This window comes from Rhodococcus sp. T2V, assembly GCF_029269925.1.
GTDB classification, from domain to species: domain Bacteria; phylum Actinomycetota; class Actinomycetes; order Mycobacteriales; family Mycobacteriaceae; genus Rhodococcus_F; species Rhodococcus_F koreensis.
Genome location: NZ_JARJBD010000023.1, coordinates 66,644 through 85,361, shown reverse-complemented (window position 1 = coordinate 85,361; position 18,718 = coordinate 66,644). Strand labels below are relative to the sequence as shown.

Here is an 18,718-nt window from a genome sequence, read left to right as displayed (position 1 = left end):
GTTGTATCCGCGCTGGTCATGCCGTCGGAACCAGCGCGCGGCAGCACGAGCCGACGGAGTGAGTAGACCGGCCGATGGGTGAAGGTGACCCGCTCGACACGCAGCGGTACCCGCCGTCCCCGGCCGCGGAGTTGGCAGGCACCGGTTTCGACGACGCCCAGGAGATCGGGCGCGGTGGTTTCGGCGTCGTCTACCGCTGCACGCAGGCGGACCTGGATCGCACGGTGGCGGTGAAGGTGCTCACCGTCGATCTCGACGAGGAGAACCGGGCCCGGTTCTTCCGGGAGCAGCGGGCGATGGGCCGGATGACCGGGCATCCGAACATCGTGAACATTCTGCAGGTCGGCGCGACCGCGAGCGGTCTGCCCTACATCGTGATGCCGTATCACCCGCAGGATTCCCTCGACGCGCTCATCCGCCGCCGCGGGCCGTTGCCGTTGGCCGAGGTGTTGCGGTTGGGGGTGAAGATGGCGGGTGCGGTGGAGACGGCGCACCGGCTCGGGATTCTGCATCGGGACGTGAAACCCGCGAACATTCTGCTCTCCGATTACGGTGAGCCGGAGTTGACGGACTTCGGCATCGCGCACATCACCGGCGGTTTCGAGACCGCGACCGGCGTCGTCACCGGGTCGCCGGCGTACACCGCGCCGGAGGTCCTCGCGGGTGATCCGCCGAGTCCGGCCGCGGACGTGTACGGGCTCGGGGCGACGTTGTTCAGTGCGCTGACCGGTCATGCCGCGTTCGAGCGTCGCAGCGGGGAGCAGGTGGTCGCGCAGTTCCTGCGGATCACCACGCAGGAGGTGCCGGATCTGCGGGAGCACGGAATCCCGGACGACGTGTCCGAGGTGATCGCCCGGGCGATGTCCCGTGAGCCCGGTCAGCGACCGGCGACCGTTGCCGACTTCGGCGAGGAACTGCGGGCCCTGCAACGCAACCACGACCTCCCCGTCGACGACATGGCACTGCGCACCGAACCCGATGCGCAGGGCAACGGTGAGCAACCGAGCTCGCATCCCGGACGGTCGCATGGCCCGTCCACGCTGGGGGCGACGGGAAGCCTCCCGCTGGAACTGACCAGTTTCGTGGGGCGCCGGCACGAGCTCACCGAGGCGAAGAACCTGCTGGCCGGATCGCGGCTGGTGACGCTGACCGGGATCGGCGGGGTGGGCAAGACCCGGTTGGCGATGCGCGTCGCGGCTGCCGTCCAGCGCGACTACGACGACGGTGCGCGGCTGATAGAACTGGGCGAACTGCGTGACGGGTCGTCGCTGGTCGACGCGGTGGCCGCGGCGGTGGGGGTGCGGGATCATTCGACGCGGCCGTTGCGGGAGGTGCTGATCGAGTTCCTCACGTCGAGAGAACTGCTGTTGGTCCTCGACAACTGCGAGCAGATGGTGGACGCGGTCGCCGAACTCGCCGGCCTCCTGCTGCGGGCCTGTCCGCGGGTGCGGATCCTGGCCACCAGCCGCGAACCCCTGGTCATCGGGGGAGAGGCGGTGTTGCGGGTGCCGCCCCTGGGGGTCCCGGACCCGGAGCGGACTCCGTCGGTGCGGGGGTTGCCCAAATACGATGCGGTGACGTTGTTCGCCGACCGCGCCGCTGCGGCGGTTCCCGGGTTCGTGCTGACCGAGGCGAACGCGGCGGCGGTGGCGGGGATCTGCCACCGATTGGACGGATTGCCGTTGCCGATCGAGTTGGCCGCCGCGCGGTTGCGGGCGATGTCGCCCGAGCAGATCCTGCAGCGGCTGACCGACCGCTACGCCCTGCTGTCCCGAGGCAGCCGGGGTGCGCCGACGCGGCAACAGACCCTGCGGTTGTCGGTGGACTGGAGTTTCGAACTGTGCACCGCTCGTGAACAACTGGTGTGGGGACGGTTGGCGGTCTTCGCCGGCAGTTTCGAACTCGATGCCGCGGAGCAGGTCTGCGGCGACGGTTTGGGCCCGGACGACCTGCTCGACACACTGACGTCCCTGGCCGACAAGTCGATCCTGATCCGGGAGGAACACGGGCCGGTGGTGCGGTTCCGGATGCTCGAGACGCTCCGCGCGTACGGCTACGAGAAACTCGAGCAGACCGGCGAGACCGTGACTTTGCGCCGCCGGCACCGGGATTGGTACGAGGCCTTGGCATTGGATGCGGACGCGGAGTGGATCAGCGCCCGGCAGCTGGACTGGATCGCCCGTTTGAAGCGGGAACAACCGAACCTGCGGGAGGCCCTCGAATTCAGTGTCGACGACGATCCCGCCGCCGGCCTCCGCACCGCCACCGCACTGTTCCTGTTCTGGAGCTCCCAGGGAACATACAACGAGGGTCGGCGCTGGCTCGAACAACTGCTCGCCCGCCAGAGCGGGCCACCCACCCTCGAATGGGCCAAGGCGATCTACTGCGCCAGCGTGATGGCCAACGTGCAGGGCGATCTCGAGACGGGGGCCGCGCTCGTGGCGGAGGGACGCACGCTCGCCGCACAGACCACTGACCCCATGATGCGCGCGTTCGTCTCCTTCGCCGACGGAATGCTGGCCCTTCTCGGGGGTGATCCCGTCCGCGCCCGCGCGCATCTCGAACCCGCACTCGCGGAATTCAGCGAACGCGGAGAGCGGACACTCGAAGTGGCCGCCCTGTACCCGTTGGGGACAGCCTATGGAATGTCCGGTCTGACGGACGAGGCCGTCGAACGCCACGAGCGGGTTCTCGCGATCACGGAACAGTACGGCGAGAAGATGTACCGGTCTCATTCGCTGTGGGCCTTGGGGATTGCCGTCTGGCAGCGGGGTGATGCGGATCGCGCGGTCCGGCTTCTCGACGAGGCGCTGGAGTTGACCAAGCGGGTGCGCAGTCCGCGCGTCGTCGCAGCCTGTCTCGCAGCCCTCGCGTGGATCGGCCTCGAACAACACGACGCACTCCGGGCCGCCGTGCTGCTGGGGGCCGCCGACGAGCTGGCGCGGGCGATCGGAAGTTCCGCCGTCATCCATTCCAACCTGATCGTCCACCACGAGGAATGCGCCGAGAATGCCCGGAAAGAACTCGGCGACAAAGCATTCGCAGCAGCCAAGCACAAAGGTGAACAACTCGGCTTCGACGCGGCCATCGCCTACGCCCTCCACGAGCAACCACCCGGGGCCTCCACACCCGACACCGACGCGCCGGCGCGACTGACGAAGCGGGAACGCCAGGTCGCCGGCCTGATCGCCGAAGGCCTGACCAATCAGGCCATCGCCGACCGCCTCGTGATCTCACCCCGCACCGCACAAGGACACGTGGAGCACATCCTGGCGAAACTGGGCTTCACCTCCCGCACCCAGGTCGCGGCCTGGGTCGTGGAGCGGACGCACGGTTAGGGTTACATGTTGGCTTCGAGGGTTTGTCCGCCGACGGTGACCGGTGAGGTCCCGACCAGAACGAACACCGTACGTGCCCACTGGTCGGTGGAGTTTCGCCAGACGTGCATGGTCCCGCGCTGGACGATGCTGTCGCCGGTGGTCAACACCGCGACGTCTCCGCCATCCAGCACTGCTTCGAGTTGACCGCTGATCACGACGCCGTAGTCGAGGCTCTGGGTTCGATGGAACGGGAACTCACTGTTCGGAGCCCAGTCCACGATGTAGAAGGCGGTTCCGTCCGCGGTCGAGAACGTCTCGATCAACGCCGCTCCGTCCCGCGGATCCGTATTGTCGGACGGAAACGTGTCGGTGGCCCACAGCCGTGTCGCGAATGCGGCAGGGGACGCTTCGAACGCTTCGACGATCGAATCGGAAAGGACGACCGAGCGGCCGTCCGAATCGTGGCCGGTGACAACACGTCGTGCCTGGTGCTTCATCTTTCGCTCTTCTTCCTGGGTGTGAGTGTGACGTGACCGAACACAGACAAGGGGTCGGCTGTCAGCCCAACCGCTCGCGGGCCCAGGCGGCGGATTCGGTGATCGTCCGGTCGGCCTCGGGGTCATTGCCCACGGCGAACGTGTGAACATGCTGTCTGCTCGGAGCGACGTCGAGCGTCACCTCGACGCCCGCGGCATCGGCCGCCTCGACGAATTTCCGTATGCCGCCGAGCAGATTCTCGTGCCCGCCCGCCGACAGGTACACCGGGGGGAATCCAGCGAGATCGGCGTACGTCGGGTTGCAGAGCGGGTCCTTGGTGCTGCGATCACCGAAGGCGAGTGAGCCCATCGCCACGATGATGGCCTTGCTCGCGAGTATGTCGTTCTCTTCGTTGACCATCCACTCGCCGTCCCAGTCGAGTCCGGGAGAGAAGGTCACCACTGCTCCGGGGGTCGGTAGGCCCCGGGTTCGGAGACTCACGACGAGCGCGAGCGCGAGTGTCCCGCCTGCAGAGTCACCCGCACTGACAATCCGGTTCGGTGCGAAGCCCTGATCGATCAGCCACCGAAACGCCGAGACCCCATCGTCGACCTGAGCGGGATAGGCGTGCTCCGGTGCGCGTCGATAGTCGACGAGCAGGACGCGAGAACCGATTTCTCGTGCGAGGTGACCGGCCATCTTCCGATGCGAGTGGGCGGATCCGGTGATGAAACCCCCGCCGTGGAAGTAGAGGACGACCGTTGTCGGATCGGCGTCCGCCGGAATGCTCCACACGGCGGAGAGTCCGTCGATGTCGACCGACTCGTAGCTGACCCCCTTCGGTTCGGTTGCGACGGTGTGCCACCCCTCCTGCATGTCCCGCATGACCTGCACCGACATCTCCGGGTCGGCCTGCATGCGGGCGACCCAATCCAGGTAAAGCGTGCGGAGGGGATCAGCGAATTCAGTCGACATCATGGGTACCTGACCTTCGTTTCTCGGTGTGTCGAACAATGTGATGCCAGTAGTGGTTCATGGCGCTCAGTGGATTTTTGGTGAATGTCATGCCCGGCTGTCGACCAGGTCTTCGCCCTGGGCACTGTCGTTCACCTGTCGATTCCGCGTGCTCGCGGCGAGGACGAGAACCAGTCCGGCACCGACGAGAGAAGGGACCATGAATGCGAGGAGACCTGCGCGTGGCGTCGCGAACAGAGCGCCGATCTGAGGGCCGAGAATCGCACCGATTCGGCCGATGCCCAGGCAGAATCCGATTGCGGATCCCCGAATCGCTGTCGGATAGTGTGCAGCGATCACGCCGTACATGAGCGTGCTGGTGCCAACGGTTCCGACGCCCGCTGCGAAAGCGGCGACTAAGAGGCCGGCCGCACCGAGTTCGGTACCGAATGCGAGCGCCAGCAGAGCGACGGCTCCGAGGAGGAAGTACGGGACTACGGTCCGCGTCGCACCACCCCGGTCCACGAGCAAGGCGCCGACGATCGTGCCCACGACCGCACCGAACTGCAGCATCATCAGCGCTAGAATTCCTTGTGTTCCACCGAAACCCAATTCCCTGGTCATACTCGGCAGCCAGGTGTTCGGGCCGTAGACGAGAATCTGGCAGCAGAACATCACCGCCGTAAAGATTGCCGTGGCAAACAGGTATCGACGCGACAGGAGCAGTCGTATGCCGCCCTTCGCCTGATCTGTTGGACGGGCGTCTGTCGCAGTGAGTTCGATGCCGAACCGGTTGGCGACCGCGCGTGCTTCCTCGTCGCGGCCACGCGCAGCGAGGAGGCTCGGCGATTCGGGGAGCGCGAAATACAGGATCGGGACGAGGACGATCAGCGCACCGCCAAGCAAATACAGGAGCCGCCACTGCTCGGACGGTGGCGTGGATTTCGCGAGCGCATCCGCACCGGGAAGCACGATCAGCGCGGCGACCGTGGCGAGGACACCGCCGATCGGGTATCCGGTAAGGGTGATTCCATTGAACAGCTGCTTGCGCCGGGCGGTTGCGAACTCACTGGCCAGGGCTACCGCGGCGGGGACGACGGCACCGAGTCCGACGCCGGAGAGAACGCGGCCGATTCCGAAGACCGTGAAGCTGGGCGCGAACGCACACACCAGGCACAACAATGAGAACCAGGTGACACCAGCCAAGATCACGGCGCGCCGCCCGATGCGGTCGGCGAGAGTGCCGGCGACGAGGAAGCCGACCATCAGGCCGCACAGAGTCATGCTGTGAACGTCCGCCAGTGCAGATTTTTCCAGCCCCCACTGGTGCATGAGCGAGGGCAGAGTTGCACCGAAGACGATCAGGTCGTATCCGTCAGCGAGAATGGTGGCGAAACACAGGGCCAACACCAGACCGGGGCCACGAGAGGCTGACGCGCTGGGGGTGAGCGAAGTGGGCATGTGTTGCTTTCGTGTCGGGAGAATGACTGCAAGCCGGCATGTAACTCGGCTCACACTCATAAAACATCAGAGGCAGCATCGAATCGACTGAAAAATCTCGAAGTTCGAATTCGGTCCACGGCAATCAGAGGGTCCTTCGGAAAACCTGAATTCGAACTTCGTCAGAAGTCAATTGATCGGCGATTGGGGGAGTCATAAACTCGGACACAAGGTGCTCGCCGCCAAGTCGACAGCCGAATGGGTCGAGGTCCTCGGTCAGGCAGACATCCCGGCTATCGCGAGGAACACCCCGGAGATGCTGCTCGGCGACCCTCACATGAAGGACTACGGCGAGCGACCGCCGGTCCAGTGCGCGGTCGGGCCGTCGGCCGGGATGACGCCGAGCTCAACGAGCTTCTCGGCGGAGCCGGGCCGCGGCCCTCGAGACGACACATTCAGCAATGGAAGAGGACACAGTATGAAGAAGATTCGGATCGGATCTGGAAGTGGATTCTGGGGCGACAATCTGGACCCTGCGATCGAGATTGCCAAGCACGGTGACGTGCAGTACCTCGCATATGACTTCCTGGGCGAGCCGACCATCCCGTCCCTGCAGAAGATGCAGCGCAAGGATGCGTCGCGCGGCTATGTCCCGTCGATCCGGGCTGTGGTCCGTGGTGTGCTGCCGATCTGTCTGGAAAAGGGCATCAAGATCTTGACCAACGCGGGTGCTGCCAATCCGCAGGCCTGTGCTGACACGATCCTGACCACCGCGAAGGAACTCGGGATCACCAAGCTGAAGGTGGGTATCGTCACCACCAACGATGTTCAGGCCAAGGTCGAGGAACTTCTCGACAACGGAGTCCAGTTCACCAACCTCGACAACGGCGACGCGGATCTCGGCCGAGTGCGCGACAAGATCGTGGGATCGTATGTCTACTCCGGCGCCTACGGTTACGTGGAGGCGCTCGAAGCGGGCTGCGACATCATCATCTCCGATCGAGCCACCGACGACGCGGCTATTCTGGCTCCGCTCGTCCACGAATTCGGCTGGAAGTGGGACGAGTGGGACAACCTCGCGATCGGCATCCTCGCCGGACATCTGATCGAGTGCGGCGCGGCGTGCAGCGGCGGGATCTCGAGCCTGTGGCGCGAGGTTCCCGAGCCCTGGAATATCGGTTACCCGATCGCCGAGGTCAACGAGAACGGTGAACTGTTCATCACCAAAGTGGACGGCACCGGCGGCGTCATCAACCAGGTCACCTTGACCGAGCACCTCCTGTACGAAGTGCACGACCCGGGTAACTACCTGATGCCTGAGGTGATCACGGATTTCACCAACGTCGAGATGGACGAGGTCGCCAAGGACCGTGTCAAGGTATGGGGCGCCAAGGGCAAGCCACGTCCGGACACCCTCAAGGCGGGCATCGCCTACATGGACGGTTTCATCGGCGAGGCTGAGTCGTCAGTGACCTGGCCGGACGCCGTCGAAAAGGCCGAGCGGTCGATCGAGATCATCAAGAAGCGTCTGGAGATGGTAAACCTCGACGCCGAGGAAGTCCGGTTCGACATGATCGGCGTCAACTCGTGCCACTGGTCGGCGTCGCCCGCTCCGGACCCGGACATCAACGAGGTCCGTATTCGCGTCGCGGCCAAGTGCGCCGAGCGTGCAGAGGCCGCGAAGGTAGCTCGCGAATGCGTGATGCTGATGGGCACCGGCCCGATCGGATCGACCGGTCAGCTCAACACTCCGCCGCCGCGCGAGGTTTTCGCACTGTGGCCGACTTTGATTCCGCGCGAGGAGATCTCGCAGACCGTCGAGACTAGGGAACTGTGACGACATGAGCCGTATCCATTTGAACGACATCGCCTACGCCCGCTCCGGGGACAAGGGCGACATCTGCAATATCGCTGTCATAGCCAAGGAGAAGCGTTTTTATCCGCTGATCCTGGAGTACCTGACCGCAGACGTGGTCAAGGAGTTCTTCGGCGAGATGGTCAAGGGCGAGGTGAACCGCTACGAGGTGCGCACCCTGGAAGCGATGAATTTCGTTCTGCGCAATGCACTCGGCGGCGGAGCCACGCGTAGTCTGCGTGCCGACTTCACCGGCAAGACGATGTGCCAGGCCCTGCTGCGCATCGAGTTCGAGGTCGCCGAGCCCGATCTGCACTTGATGCACTGATCGGTTCGATTTAGTACTGCACAATCGACAAGAGTTCGGAGATCCCGAGATGAGTGACAAAGCGCAAGTTGTCGGCGTCAATATGGTGAAATTCGCCAAGCCCGGCGCAAACGACCCGTACGAGGTGATGGCTGCGGAGGCGATCCGCGGGGCCCTCGCCGACGCGGGAATCGACTACTCCCTGGTACAGCAGGCATTCGCCGGCTATGTGTACGGCGACAGCACGTGTGGTCAGCGCGCGGTGTATTCGGTCGGGATGTCCGGCATTCCCGTGTACAACTTGAACAACTACTGCGCGTCCGGTTCGTCCGCGCTCATGCTCGCCCGCCAGGCAGTCGAGACCGGGATCGTGGACTGCGCGCTGGCGTTCGGATTCGAGGAGATGACACCGGGCGCCCTCGGCAGCGCGTTCCCCGATCGGACGTCTCCGGTGGGCTGGATTCACGAACGTCGGGTGGAGCTGCATCCTGAGCTGCCAACCGATGCCCCACGTGCGATCCAGGCATTCGGCGCGGCCGGGTGGGAGTACATCGAGCGGTACGGTGCGAATCCGGACATCTTTGCGCGAGTTGCGGTCAAGTCGCGTACCCACGCGAGTAACAACCCGTATGCGCTGTTCACCAAGCCTCTGACCGTCGATCAGGTGATGGAAGCGCCGACCCTGTTCCCGTATCTGACCCGCTTCATGGCGTGCCCCCCCACTTGCGGAGCGGCAGCTGCGATCGTGGTCAGCAAGGCCTTCGCCCAGCGACACGGACTTGCGGGCGGTGTCGAGATGATCGGGCAGTCGATGACCACCGACACCGAGGCCAGTTCGGTCGACCTGATCAACCTGGTCGGTGCCGACATGACGCGCCGTGCGGCGGCCGAAGTGTACGAGTCGGCCGGCGTCGGCCCTGAGGACGTCGACGTCGTCGAGTTGCACGACTGCTTCACGCCGAACGAAGTCATCAGCTACGAAGGCCTGGGCCTGTGCGCCGAAGGTACTGCGGAGAAGCTCATTCTGAACGGGGACAACACTTACGGAGGTAAGTATGTGGTGAACCCATCCGGTGGGCTGATGTCCAAGGGCCATCCGCTCGGTGCGACCGGTCTTGCGCAGTGCGCCGAGCTCGTCTGGCACCTGCGCGGAACGGCAGGACAGCGGCAGGTCGAAGATGCACGGATCGGCCTACAGCACAATATCGGGCTGGGGGGCGCGTGCGTCGTCACCATGTATCGGAGGGTGTCATGACCGTCTCCGGTCCGCTCGACGGCGTCAGGGTCCTCGATCTCACGTCGAACGTGATGGGGCCATTCGCATCTTTGCACCTGGCGGACATGGGTGCCGACGTGTGGAAAATCGAATCCGGCTGTGGCGACACGATCCGCCGGGTCGGCCCGGCGCGGAATGCGGGGATGAGTTCGAACTTTCTGCACTTGAATCGTAACAAGCGGTCGATCGTGCTCGATTTGAAATCGGACGGTGGGGCGTCGGTGCTTCGCCGGATGATCGCGGGCGCCGACGTGTTCTTGTACAGCATGCGTCCGAAAGCAATGCGTTCGCTCGGGTTCTCCTACGACGATGTGCGCGAGATCAACCCACGGATCGTCTACGCCGGCGCGGTCGGGTTCGGTCAGAGTGGACCATATGCGGACCGCCCCGCGTATGACGACCTGATTCAGGCGGCGTCGGGCATGGCTGCATTGCAGAACCGGAAGGTTGGTAGCCCGGAGTTCGTCGCCACACCGATCGCGGACCGGGTGGTCGGCATATCTACCGCGATGGCTGTCTGTGCTGCGCTCTATCACCGCAACGTCACGGGTGTTGGGCAAGAAGTCCAGGTTCCGATGTTCGAGACTTTCGCGCAGTTGGTTCTCGGGGACCACCTGTGGGGGCACTCTTTCGATCCGCCGATTGGCGACTGGGGCTATGCGCGGACGATGAATCCGGACCGTCGTCCGTACCGGACGAAGGACGGGCGGTACGTCGCTGTCAGCATTTACATCGACAAGCACTGGCGGAGCTTCTTCCAGGTCGCGGGTCGTCCAGACTTGGCCGACCATCCGAAATTCGCCGACGTGCACGCCCGCGCCGAGAATATGCCGGAGTTGCTGCGTCTTCTGTCGGACATCTTTACAACACGTCCGGCGGACGAATGGCTGGCCGACCTGGCGGCTGCAGATGTTCCGGCGATCGAGACGAACACTCCCGCAGGGGCACTCGATGATCCTCACCTGCGGCAGACCGGCTTCTCGTTTGTCGAAGAACATCCGTCCGAAGGCAGGATCAATTCACTCGGCATCCCCCAGACATGGAGCTCCTGTGCCCCGGCGGTCCGCTATCCGGCGCCACGGCTCGGAGAGCACTCGGTCCAGCTCTTGCGTGAGGCCGGAGTGAGTGAAGGCGAAATCGGCACGCTCCTCGCATCCGGTGCGGTGACCGACGAGCTCGGACAGCGTGATGCGGTGAGTGCCCGATGAGTGAGCGGGTGGTGTCGGACCTCAAAGGGAAAGTCGCGATCGTCACCGGCGGGTCCGGCGGGATCGGGCGCGGTATTGCCGCCAGATTGGGCGCTCGCGGAGCGATTGTGGTTGTCAACGGGCGCAGCGAGGAGCGAGCTGCGCACGTGGTCGATGAGATACGCGCGGCAGGCGGCAATGCGCACTTCCAATCCGGGGACGTCGGGTCAACTAGCGATATGCGGACGTTGGCCGAATCCGTCGTCGAGAAGTTCGGTCGTATCGACATTGTCGTGCCCAATGCCGGGGGGTTTGACGAGCAGGCGCGTGATCCGAAGGTCCGAGGGCCGTTCGCTGGCATCGATCTGGAACGGGTCACGAATTTCGCAGGTCAAGCTTTGCTCGGAAAGCTGGCGGTGGTGCAGGCGTCGGTGCCGTACCTGCGGGAGAACGGCGGGTCGGTGGTGTTCGTTACCTCTGAGGGCGGACGTGCACCGACGCCGGGGCAGACGGGCATCGCAGCATTCTCGGCTGGGTTGATTCAGGTGAGCAAACTGTTGTCGAAGGAACTCTCCAGAGACAAGATCCGAGTCAACTGCGTGTGCGTGACCGTCGTCCGGGACACACCGTCGTGGCAGGCTGCGTTCGATCACGATGACGCCGTCTCCGTGGCGCACCGTCGACAGTACGAGAAGATAGTCGCGAGGGCACCATTCGGTATCGCCTCACCTCCGGATATCGGTGACGTGGTGAGTTTTCTCGCGTCCGACGAATCGATGTATCTGACGGGCGCGGTACTCAGCCCTACCGGAGGCCTCACCCTTCACTGATCGGCATCCGTATGCCGCGGTCTGGACTGCCGGATTTCGCAACGGTCTCGAATCGTGTGCGGACGTCACGCGCCAAGAGTCCTCGCCGGGGTGCACCGATTATGTTGGCGAACAGTGTATTTCACGGATGCCGACGGGCCGCTTTCTGATGCTGGTGGGTCGAACCGCGTCGACTCGAGTGCGACGCTCGGTGGGTGTGGTGCTGTCACGCGGTTGGTGACAAGCGCGACGGTTACCGCCGCGCAGGCCGGCGCGTCGAGGGTGAGGGCGGTGCTGATTCCGGTCGCGGTGGGATGCGGGTCCCGAGCGAGATGCGCGCCGAGCACGGCACCGGAGACGGCGCTGCCAACGGACCCGCCGACGGTGCGGAGCACTTGGTTGAAGCTGACAGCACTGCCGAGTTCGGTGGCTGCGACGGTGCGTGCGATCAGGGCGGGCATGGCGGCGTACGTCATGCCCAGAACAGGGGGAGGGCGATGCCGTAACCGGTGGTGTCGGGAGATTGAGCGATGAGACTGGCGACGGAGCAGATGTACATGGCGGCGCCGAGGCCGGCAGCGGTGCCGTTGGCGACCAGCACATCCCTGTCGCGTAGTACGCGCAGGTTGATCAATGAATGGTCGGTCCGTAGTTCGAGGAGTGCCCACGCGGCGGCGGCATCACTGCTCGCCGTAACGCCCACACTCACCTCGAGGCCGTTACCGACGTCCTCGACAGCATCGAAGGCAACTGACCGAGAAGTGTGACCGTATGTCGGGATGGTTCCCGGGCGACGATGCGATGAACGATGAGTGCCACGGAGCAGGAGCCGGGGCCAGCCGGTGGTCAGTGCCTTGGGCGAAGCGCCATGAGTCGGTCGTGCGATATCGTCCCGGCCTCTGCACTCCAGGTGATGAGTTGTTGGTCGGGGTCGCCCACACATGCCAGGGTGTCCCAGTCGAGGGTGATCTCACCGACCTCCGGGTGGTTGAACCGTTTGGCACCGCGGTTGCGAATCGCGACCTGATGGTCGCTCCACCAGCGCCTGAAGTCGACGTCCTGGATGGACAGCTCCCCGACAAGTTCCGTGAGCCGCGGGTCGTGCGGATCACGCGCGACTTCCATGTGGAGCTGCGCGACGCAGAGTCGACCAGATTGTTCCCAGTCGGGATAGAGACGTCGTACCGCGGGATCGGTGAATACCATTCTCACGTAATTACGTTGGCGCGCGGGCAACTGATCGAAATCGGTGACCATCAACGCGGCCGCCATCGCGTTCCATCCGAGCACGTCCATTCTCCGGCCGAGCAGCAGCGCCGGAATCGTTGCGAGATCGTCGAGCAGTCGCAGCAGGTGCGGTGATGCGCGCTGGGCTTTTCGCTGACGCGGCTGTGAAGGAGGGCGCATCGACAGTTCGAGAAGATAGTCACGGCCTGCCTGGTCCAGACGTAACGCGCTGGCGATGGTTTCCAGGGTCGGCCACGGCGCCCCGCGGCGCCCCTGCTCGATGCGGGCGTAGTAGTCGGTGCTGATCGCCGCCAGCGCCGCGACTTCTTCCCGGCGGAGGCCCTGTGCCCGACGGCGTCGGCCGGTGTCCCGGGACAACCCGACGTCCTCCGGTTGTATGGCCAGACGCCTAGTTTTGAGGAAATCACCGATCTCGGTACGGCGCTCGACCTGCTCGTTGTGCGCATTCACATTACGAATAATGGCAAACAAACCTGAACCATGTATAGGGGGACAATTTGTCCCTGGACAAAATTGGCCGCTGTGCAGTCCCATGGAGTGAGGCAATATCGGTGGCACAGCGATCCGCCCGAAGCGCCCGGCGCAGTTCACGCCGGAATTGCTCGCCCCCTCGCCCGCACCGGAAACACCTCGCCGAGGTGACGGCGGTTCGTTCGGTGGGGCGGGAGAACACTCGACCAGGAGGAACATCGTAATGACGAAGGTGCTGATCATCGGCGCCAACGGACGGATAGCACGGTGGGCGGTCGAAATGCTCGCCGGGAAGGAAATAGACCTGACGCTGTTCGTGCGCGACGCGAGTCGACTCGCTGGAGCACCCGACGCCGCACAGGTCATCGAGGGCGATGCACGGGACGAGAAGGCAGTGGCCGAGGCCGTGCGCGGTCAGGACATCGTCTATGCAAATCTCGCAGGTGAAATCGACACCCAAGCCGAGCGCATCGTCGCGGCGATGCAGAGCCAGAGGGTGCAACGCCTGATCTTCGTGACCGCTCTCGGTATCTATGGCGAAGTACCCGGCCCGTTCGGGCAATGGAATCGACGCCAGATCGGCAGCGTCCTGGACACCTATCGCGCGGCCGCCGACACGATCGAGGCGTCCACACTCGACTACACGATCCTGCGGCCTGCCTGGCTCACCGACAACGACGAGATCTCCTACGAGGTCACGCAACGGAATGAACCGTTCAAGGGCACAGAGGTCTCCCGCAAGAGCGTCGCCGCACTGATAGCCGACATCATCAGCTCCCCGGACACCTGGAGCCGGACGAACCTCGGTGTCGACAAACCTGGGACCGACGGGGACCGGCCCGCATTCATGTGAATGTCCGCGCCAAACCCGTTCCCCCGGTGAGCAGTTACGTCACCGAACAAAACACACGCACACAAGAAAGGCACCCCACAATGACCGACAACATCGAGACCGTGAGCATCAAGGCGCTGTACTGGGATATCGCAGCGGACATCTACTTCCCTCCAGGGTTCGACGAGTCCAACAAGTACCCGGTCGTCATCAGCGCCCATCCCATCGGGAGCTGCAAGGAGCAGACCTCCGGCAACGTCTACGGCAGCGCCCTTGCCGCGGAGGGGTTCGTGGTCCTCGCGTTCGACGCGAGCTTCCAGGGCGCCAGCGGCGGCGAGCCGCGCTTCCTCGAGGACCCCACATTCCGGGTCCAGGACTTCAGCTACGTCATCGACTACCTGGTCACGCTGCCCTACGTGGACGACGATCGAATCGGCGTCCTCGGAATCTGTGGCGCGGGCGGCTACGCAGTCAACGCCACGATGACCGAGCGCCGGATCAAGGCCCTGGGCACGGTCACGGGCGCGAACTACGGTCGGCTGATGCACGAGTCGTTCACCGGCTACAACCCCATCGGCGCCCTCGAGGCCATGGCCGCGCAGCGCACCGCCGAAGCGCGTGGCGCGGAGTTGCGGGTGGACGACTTGCTGCCGCCTTCCCCGGAGGTCGCCAAAGAAAAGGGTCTGACCGAGATCGACGTGTACGAGGCGACCGAGTACTACCGCACCGACCGCGGACAGAAACCGCACGGTCTCAATCGATCGCTGTTCTCCCACCAGGCCACCGCCGTCGGCTGGGATGCTTTCAACCGCGCCGAAGTGCTCCTGACCCAGCCGATGTGCATTGTGGTCGGTGACAAGCCCGGCGCGTTCGGAGCGTACCGCGACGGCCTGGAAATCGTTCGGCGCGCAGCATCGAAGGACAAGGAACTCGTTGTGGCCGAGGGATTCTCGCACTACGACCTCTACGACAAGCCCGAACCCGTCAAGATCGCCCTCGACAAGCTGATTCCCTTCTACAAGAAGCACCTCTGATATTGACGCGGGGTGGGTTATCGATGCCCGAGACGGTAACCCACCCAGTCTCGAATCCAGCCAATATCACCTGACCGATCACCTGACCGCGACGGGCGCTTTCCCTCGACCGGGTGATGCACAAGGGGTGCCTGGAGTGGCCTCGTTCCCCGCGCGTGGAGTACTGCACGCGCGGGGAACGAGGCAAGCTCTGCACTGCACTTCTTCGCGGTACGCCTCTGTTCCACTACTGCCGCCACCACCGCAAGGAGATCTCCATGACAACCCCTTCGCCAGAGACGATCGCCGCGAACCTGGCGCAGGGTCTCGCCTATACCAGGCGCACCCCGATCATGAGACGGCCCGACCAATACGGCCTCACCTACGAGGACGTTTTCTTTCCCGCACAGGACGGCACCCCGCTCGAGGGCTGGTTCATCCCAGCCGACTCCGACAAGCTCGTCATCGCCAACCACCCTATGCCCGGGAACCGCTACGGCTACCCCGGTCATCTGAAGGAGTTCAGCACCCCGTTTGCCGACTTCGAGGTCAACTTCCTGCCCGACTACAAGAATCTCCACGACGCCGGCTACAACGTGCTCGCGTACGACCTGCGCAACCACGGCCACAGCGGCGCCGCGAACGGCGGGATCGTCGGGATCGGCCTCCTCGAATACCGTGACGTCATCGGCTCCCTGCACTACGGGCGCACTCGCCTGGGCATCGACAACTCGCACATCGGGCTGCTCAGCCGCTGCCTGGGCGCGGACTCCACGATTGTGGCCATGTCGAAGCACCCCGAGGAGTTCGAGGGTCTACGGGCCATGGTGGCGGTCCAGCCGGTGTCGTTGCGGCCCATGATCGAAGTGGCGACCAGCGGCATCCCCGGTGGGGTCGAGATGGTCGCACAGGAGATCAAGAAGCTGACCAGCTTCGACCTCGACGAGATGTCTCCGCTCGGCTACGCCAAGGACGTCACCGTGCCGACGCTCGTGGCGCAAGTCCGCCACGACTCCGCTACCCGCCCCGACGACGTGCAGGGCATCTACGACAACCTCGGTACTGCCGACAAGCGGCTGCACTGGATCGAGGGAACCACCCGCCGCTTCGACGGGTACAACTACTTCCCCGAGAACCCCGAGCAGATGCTCGACTGGTTCAATGCCCACTTCGCTTGACGGGGTTGGGGTTCGATACCCTCCCCGACCTGAAATCAACTGCCCTAGTTCGAGATTAGTCACCCACCGGGCGACGGCGAGTTCCCGGTCTGCGTCGCGAAGAGGTCGCCACGCTGGCGGGGGTCAGCCCGGACTACTACGTGCAGATCGAGCGTGGCCGCGTGGGCGATGTGTCGGACTCGGTCTTGTATGGGATCGCGGGGCCCTGATGCTGTCTGCTTCATCGCCGAACCGAGCGACTCCGCCACGAAGGATTCCCTGCTCGTTCTCGCCGGCTGGGCGCAGGCACCGCCCGCCGAGGGCTGCCTCACACGCTGCGGCAGCTGAGCTGTTTCGCCAGGGTCGCGCCCAGCACGGATATCGATTCGGTGGCCTTGTCGATGGCGATCTGCAGGTCCGGGTCGGGCACCGGGTGGTCCTGCTGCCGGTTCGGCACCGGACGAGCCGGATCTGAGGGCGGCACGGTTTCGTGTAACTCGATAGGGGCCGCCAGGTCCCTGAGCTTGTACGCCAGCAATGCCGTCTCTTGCCGCAGCTGAGGGCCGCTGTCCCGGTCCGAGCCGGGCGCGAGAGCGCCCAGGACCGAGACCTGCCGTCCGATCTCGACGACAGCCTGGACGGCCCGCGCAATGTCGTCGTTCGTCCAGCGTCCTGCCTTGTCGTCGGGTTCGAGCTGGGCGTGGTCCGCGGCCTCGACGATCTCGAGTCGAGCCAACCTACTGCCCACGGTCGCCCTGGCGACCTCGAGCCGGTGGTTCTCCTGCGGCTGGTCCGATAGCCGATCGAGCGCGTCGAGGCGATCCGCTTCGGCTCGCGCCCATACCGCGAGCAACTCGCTGAGCCGCTTGCGCTGGTAGGTGGGCGCGAGCATGTACGCGGCGAATGCCAGAACGCAGCCGATGACTGTTTCGGCGCCGCGGGTCACCGCCCCGAGTGGGCCGACCGTCAATGCCGAAATCCAGGCCACGACCCACAGCATGGTCCAGGGCTGGCCGCAGCTGCGGAATGCGAGATAGCCGAGGAACAGCGTGATGAGCGTGACGGTGTGCAGTATCGGATCCGGGGGGAGGAACGACAACGCGAGACCGACGGCGGCGCCGGCGAGCGTACCGACGGTACGGCCGATGCCGCGCGCAAAAGTCTCTCCGTAGTCGGGAAACAGGATCAGCACCACAGCGACGACAACCCAGAAGCCGTGTCCGTGGAGCAACACCTGCGTGCCGACCCAGGCGCCGATCGCGACGCCGATCACTTGACCGATGACACCGGTGACCGCGAGCCGCAACGCGTGATGGACGATCGGTGACGCCGGATGCAATTCGGCACGGACGAGTTCCAGCGAGGTCGGCGGTCGACGCTCGTCCGACGGGACGGGGGCGGGGGCGCCGGCGGTGGTCCGCGCCGCGGTCGTGATTGCGTCGATCAGCCTGCGCTGCAGTCGGTCCTGCCCGGCTGTCACTGCCAGATCCGACGGGAGAAGTTCGGGGCGGCGGCGCCGGATGGCGCCTCCGATCGCGTGCAGATGCTCGGACACAGCTGCTCGCCAGGGGGCGGCCACATCGTCGCCCCGATTGTTCACGGCCGCGAGCAACTGGGCTATCTCCTCCCCACGCTCGACGAGTTCGGTGAGGTGGTCGATCTCGCGGTGGCGGCGCCCGCGAAGCAGGGCAAGGCTTCGGTCGGCAGCCAGTAGCGCCGGACCGTAGGGCCCCCCGGAGGCCAACGCGTCGTAGAGCGATGCGACGGCGCGGCGTTGCACCGCATGGCGTGGCTCGTACGGCGGGAGCAGTTGTGCCATGAGCATGACGGCGACGCCGACCGCGAACAGTGCGAGTTCACGGGCACCGACCGGCAGGGACGGGGTGATCTCGGCGAATGCGACGAAGATGATCGTGACGACGAGAAACCGCATGCTGATGCTCAGCGCCACTACACGCAGGATCCCGGCCGTGAACAAGCCGATGAAGAGAACGGGGAGAATGAGCCACCACAGCCCGTGTAAGAGGATCCCGGCGGCCGCGGCGAAGATCTCGGCTGTTCCGGTGAGGACGGCTGCTCCCAGACGTGAGCGGTTGTGTGGCATCAAGGATGCGATGCCCCCGAGGAACGCACCGACACAGATCAGGACCTGCTCTTCGAAGTCGTGCAGGAAGTAGCCACCGATCGCCGCGACGATCATGCCGGCTGCCACACGAAGCAGACGGGCAGGATCCTGAAGGGGCGGTCCGGGCTTCAGCCCTCGCAGGGCAGCGCGGCCGAGTGCCTCGCGGTGCATCACATGCCGCCTGTCGGTGGCGTCTTTCGGTCGCTTCGAGCCTGTCATGACGTGTTTTCGCACTGTTCGTCCTTCG

14 protein-coding genes and 2 pseudogenes are annotated in these 18,718 nt (G+C 64.8%); 10 read left to right on the top strand and 6 right to left on the bottom strand.

Annotated elements, in window-relative coordinates:
- Positions 1 to 74 precede the first annotated feature (74 nt).
- The gene (locus P3H15_RS20580; RefSeq protein WP_276138960.1) at positions 75 to 3,338 is read left to right on the top strand and encodes a protein kinase; all 3,264 of its coding nucleotides are present in this window, start codon (positions 75 to 77) and stop codon (positions 3,336 to 3,338) included.
- Positions 3,339 to 3,340: 2 nt separating this feature from the next.
- On the opposite strand, the gene P3H15_RS20575 is transcribed toward P3H15_RS20580, so the two are convergent.
- From P3H15_RS20575 to P3H15_RS20565, 3 genes are all read right to left on the bottom strand, one after another.
- On the bottom strand, positions 3,341 to 3,817 hold the full coding sequence (locus P3H15_RS20575; RefSeq protein WP_276138959.1) for a cupin domain-containing protein: 477 nt from the start codon (positions 3,815 to 3,817) through the stop codon (positions 3,341 to 3,343).
- A 61-nt stretch (positions 3,818 to 3,878) separates the two neighbouring features.
- Positions 3,879 to 4,775 (bottom strand): alpha/beta hydrolase, encoded by an 897-nt coding sequence (locus P3H15_RS20570; RefSeq protein ID WP_276138958.1) that lies wholly within the window; start codon positions 4,773 to 4,775, stop codon positions 3,879 to 3,881.
- Between the two features lie 84 nt (positions 4,776 to 4,859).
- Positions 4,860 to 6,212: an MFS transporter gene (locus P3H15_RS20565; RefSeq protein ID WP_276138957.1), complete on the bottom strand. Its 1,353-nt coding sequence runs from the start codon at positions 6,210 to 6,212 to the stop codon at positions 4,860 to 4,862.
- Positions 6,213 to 6,669: 457 nt separating this feature from the next.
- Between P3H15_RS20565 and P3H15_RS20560 the strand changes: the two genes are divergently transcribed.
- The 5 genes from P3H15_RS20560 to P3H15_RS20540 are packed head-to-tail and all read left to right on the top strand — an operon-like array spanning position 6,670 to position 11,646.
- Positions 6,670 to 8,028: an acyclic terpene utilization AtuA family protein gene (locus P3H15_RS20560; RefSeq protein ID WP_276138956.1), complete on the top strand. Its 1,359-nt coding sequence runs from the start codon at positions 6,670 to 6,672 to the stop codon at positions 8,026 to 8,028.
- 4 nt (positions 8,029 to 8,032) lie between these two features.
- A complete protein-coding gene (locus tag P3H15_RS20555; protein WP_276138955.1) occupies positions 8,033 to 8,374 on the top strand; it encodes a hypothetical protein in 342 nt (113 codons plus the stop codon).
- Between the two features lie 49 nt (positions 8,375 to 8,423).
- Entirely contained in the window at positions 8,424 to 9,608 is a 1,185-nt protein-coding gene (locus P3H15_RS20550) for a lipid-transfer protein (protein WP_276138954.1), read from the top strand.
- Complete coding sequence (locus tag P3H15_RS20545) at positions 9,605 to 10,837, top strand: CaiB/BaiF CoA-transferase family protein (protein ID WP_276138953.1); 1,233 nt, start codon at positions 9,605 to 9,607, stop codon at positions 10,835 to 10,837. Before P3H15_RS20550 ends, P3H15_RS20545 begins: the two co-directional genes overlap by 4 nt.
- A complete protein-coding gene (locus P3H15_RS20540; protein WP_276138952.1) occupies positions 10,834 to 11,646 on the top strand; it encodes an SDR family NAD(P)-dependent oxidoreductase in 813 nt (270 codons plus the stop codon). The genes P3H15_RS20545 and P3H15_RS20540 overlap by 4 nt, the downstream gene beginning before the upstream one ends.
- 185 nt (positions 11,647 to 11,831) lie before the next feature.
- Here P3H15_RS20540 and P3H15_RS20535 read toward each other — a convergent pair.
- Both P3H15_RS20535 and P3H15_RS20530 read right to left on the bottom strand, forming a co-directional pair.
- Positions 11,832 to 12,295: pseudogene (locus tag P3H15_RS20535) on the bottom strand (MFS transporter); the annotation flags it as partial.
- A gap of 176 nt (positions 12,296 to 12,471) precedes the next feature.
- The gene (locus P3H15_RS20530) at positions 12,472 to 13,407 is read right to left on the bottom strand and encodes a helix-turn-helix domain-containing protein (RefSeq protein ID WP_276138951.1); all 936 of its coding nucleotides are present in this window, start codon (positions 13,405 to 13,407) and stop codon (positions 12,472 to 12,474) included.
- A 160-nt stretch (positions 13,408 to 13,567) separates the two neighbouring features.
- On the opposite strand from P3H15_RS20530, the gene P3H15_RS20525 reads away from it, so the two are divergent.
- The 4 genes and pseudogenes from P3H15_RS20525 to P3H15_RS20510 all read left to right on the top strand — a co-directional run.
- Entirely contained in the window at positions 13,568 to 14,197 is a 630-nt protein-coding gene (locus tag P3H15_RS20525) for an SDR family oxidoreductase (protein ID WP_276138950.1), read from the top strand.
- Positions 14,198 to 14,277: 80 nt separating this feature from the next.
- Positions 14,278 to 15,210, top strand: coding sequence for an alpha/beta hydrolase (locus P3H15_RS20520; RefSeq protein ID WP_276138949.1), 933 nt, complete (start codon positions 14,278 to 14,280; stop codon positions 15,208 to 15,210).
- A gap of 257 nt (positions 15,211 to 15,467) precedes the next feature.
- Positions 15,468 to 16,367: an alpha/beta hydrolase gene (locus tag P3H15_RS20515; protein ID WP_276138948.1), complete on the top strand. Its 900-nt coding sequence runs from the start codon at positions 15,468 to 15,470 to the stop codon at positions 16,365 to 16,367.
- 71 nt (positions 16,368 to 16,438) lie between these two features.
- A pseudogene (locus tag P3H15_RS20510) lies at positions 16,439 to 16,567 on the top strand (helix-turn-helix domain-containing protein); the annotation flags it as partial.
- 107 nt (positions 16,568 to 16,674) lie between these two features.
- Here P3H15_RS20510 and P3H15_RS20505 read toward each other — a convergent pair.
- Complete coding sequence (locus tag P3H15_RS20505; protein ID WP_276138947.1) at positions 16,675 to 18,690, bottom strand: FUSC family protein; 2,016 nt, start codon at positions 18,688 to 18,690, stop codon at positions 16,675 to 16,677.
- Between the last annotated feature and the right edge of the window lie 28 nt (positions 18,691 to 18,718).

Excerpts from the sequence above, each read along its gene's own strand:
- P3H15_RS20580 (WP_276138960.1), top strand. The coding sequence starts at position 75 with ATGGGTGAAGGTGACCCGCTCGACACGCAGCGGTACCCGCCGTCCCCG.
- P3H15_RS20575 (WP_276138959.1), bottom strand. The coding sequence starts at position 3,817 with ATGAAGCACCAGGCACGACGTGTTGTCACCGGCCACGATTCGGACGGC.
- P3H15_RS20570 (WP_276138958.1), bottom strand. The coding sequence starts at position 4,775 with ATGATGTCGACTGAATTCGCTGATCCCCTCCGCACGCTTTACCTGGAT.
- P3H15_RS20565 (WP_276138957.1), bottom strand. The coding sequence starts at position 6,212 with ATGCCCACTTCGCTCACCCCCAGCGCGTCAGCCTCTCGTGGCCCCGGT.
- P3H15_RS20560 (WP_276138956.1), top strand. The coding sequence starts at position 6,670 with ATGAAGAAGATTCGGATCGGATCTGGAAGTGGATTCTGGGGCGACAAT.
- P3H15_RS20555 (WP_276138955.1), top strand. The coding sequence starts at position 8,033 with ATGAGCCGTATCCATTTGAACGACATCGCCTACGCCCGCTCCGGGGAC.
- P3H15_RS20550 (WP_276138954.1), top strand. The coding sequence starts at position 8,424 with ATGAGTGACAAAGCGCAAGTTGTCGGCGTCAATATGGTGAAATTCGCC.
- P3H15_RS20545 (WP_276138953.1), top strand. The coding sequence starts at position 9,605 with ATGACCGTCTCCGGTCCGCTCGACGGCGTCAGGGTCCTCGATCTCACG.
- P3H15_RS20540 (WP_276138952.1), top strand. The coding sequence starts at position 10,834 with ATGAGTGAGCGGGTGGTGTCGGACCTCAAAGGGAAAGTCGCGATCGTC.
- P3H15_RS20530 (WP_276138951.1), bottom strand. The coding sequence starts at position 13,407 with ATGGGACTGCACAGCGGCCAATTTTGTCCAGGGACAAATTGTCCCCCT.
- P3H15_RS20525 (WP_276138950.1), top strand. The coding sequence starts at position 13,568 with ATGACGAAGGTGCTGATCATCGGCGCCAACGGACGGATAGCACGGTGG.
- P3H15_RS20520 (WP_276138949.1), top strand. The coding sequence starts at position 14,278 with ATGACCGACAACATCGAGACCGTGAGCATCAAGGCGCTGTACTGGGAT.
- P3H15_RS20515 (WP_276138948.1), top strand. The coding sequence starts at position 15,468 with ATGACAACCCCTTCGCCAGAGACGATCGCCGCGAACCTGGCGCAGGGT.
- P3H15_RS20505 (WP_276138947.1), bottom strand. The coding sequence starts at position 18,690 with ATGACAGGCTCGAAGCGACCGAAAGACGCCACCGACAGGCGGCATGTG.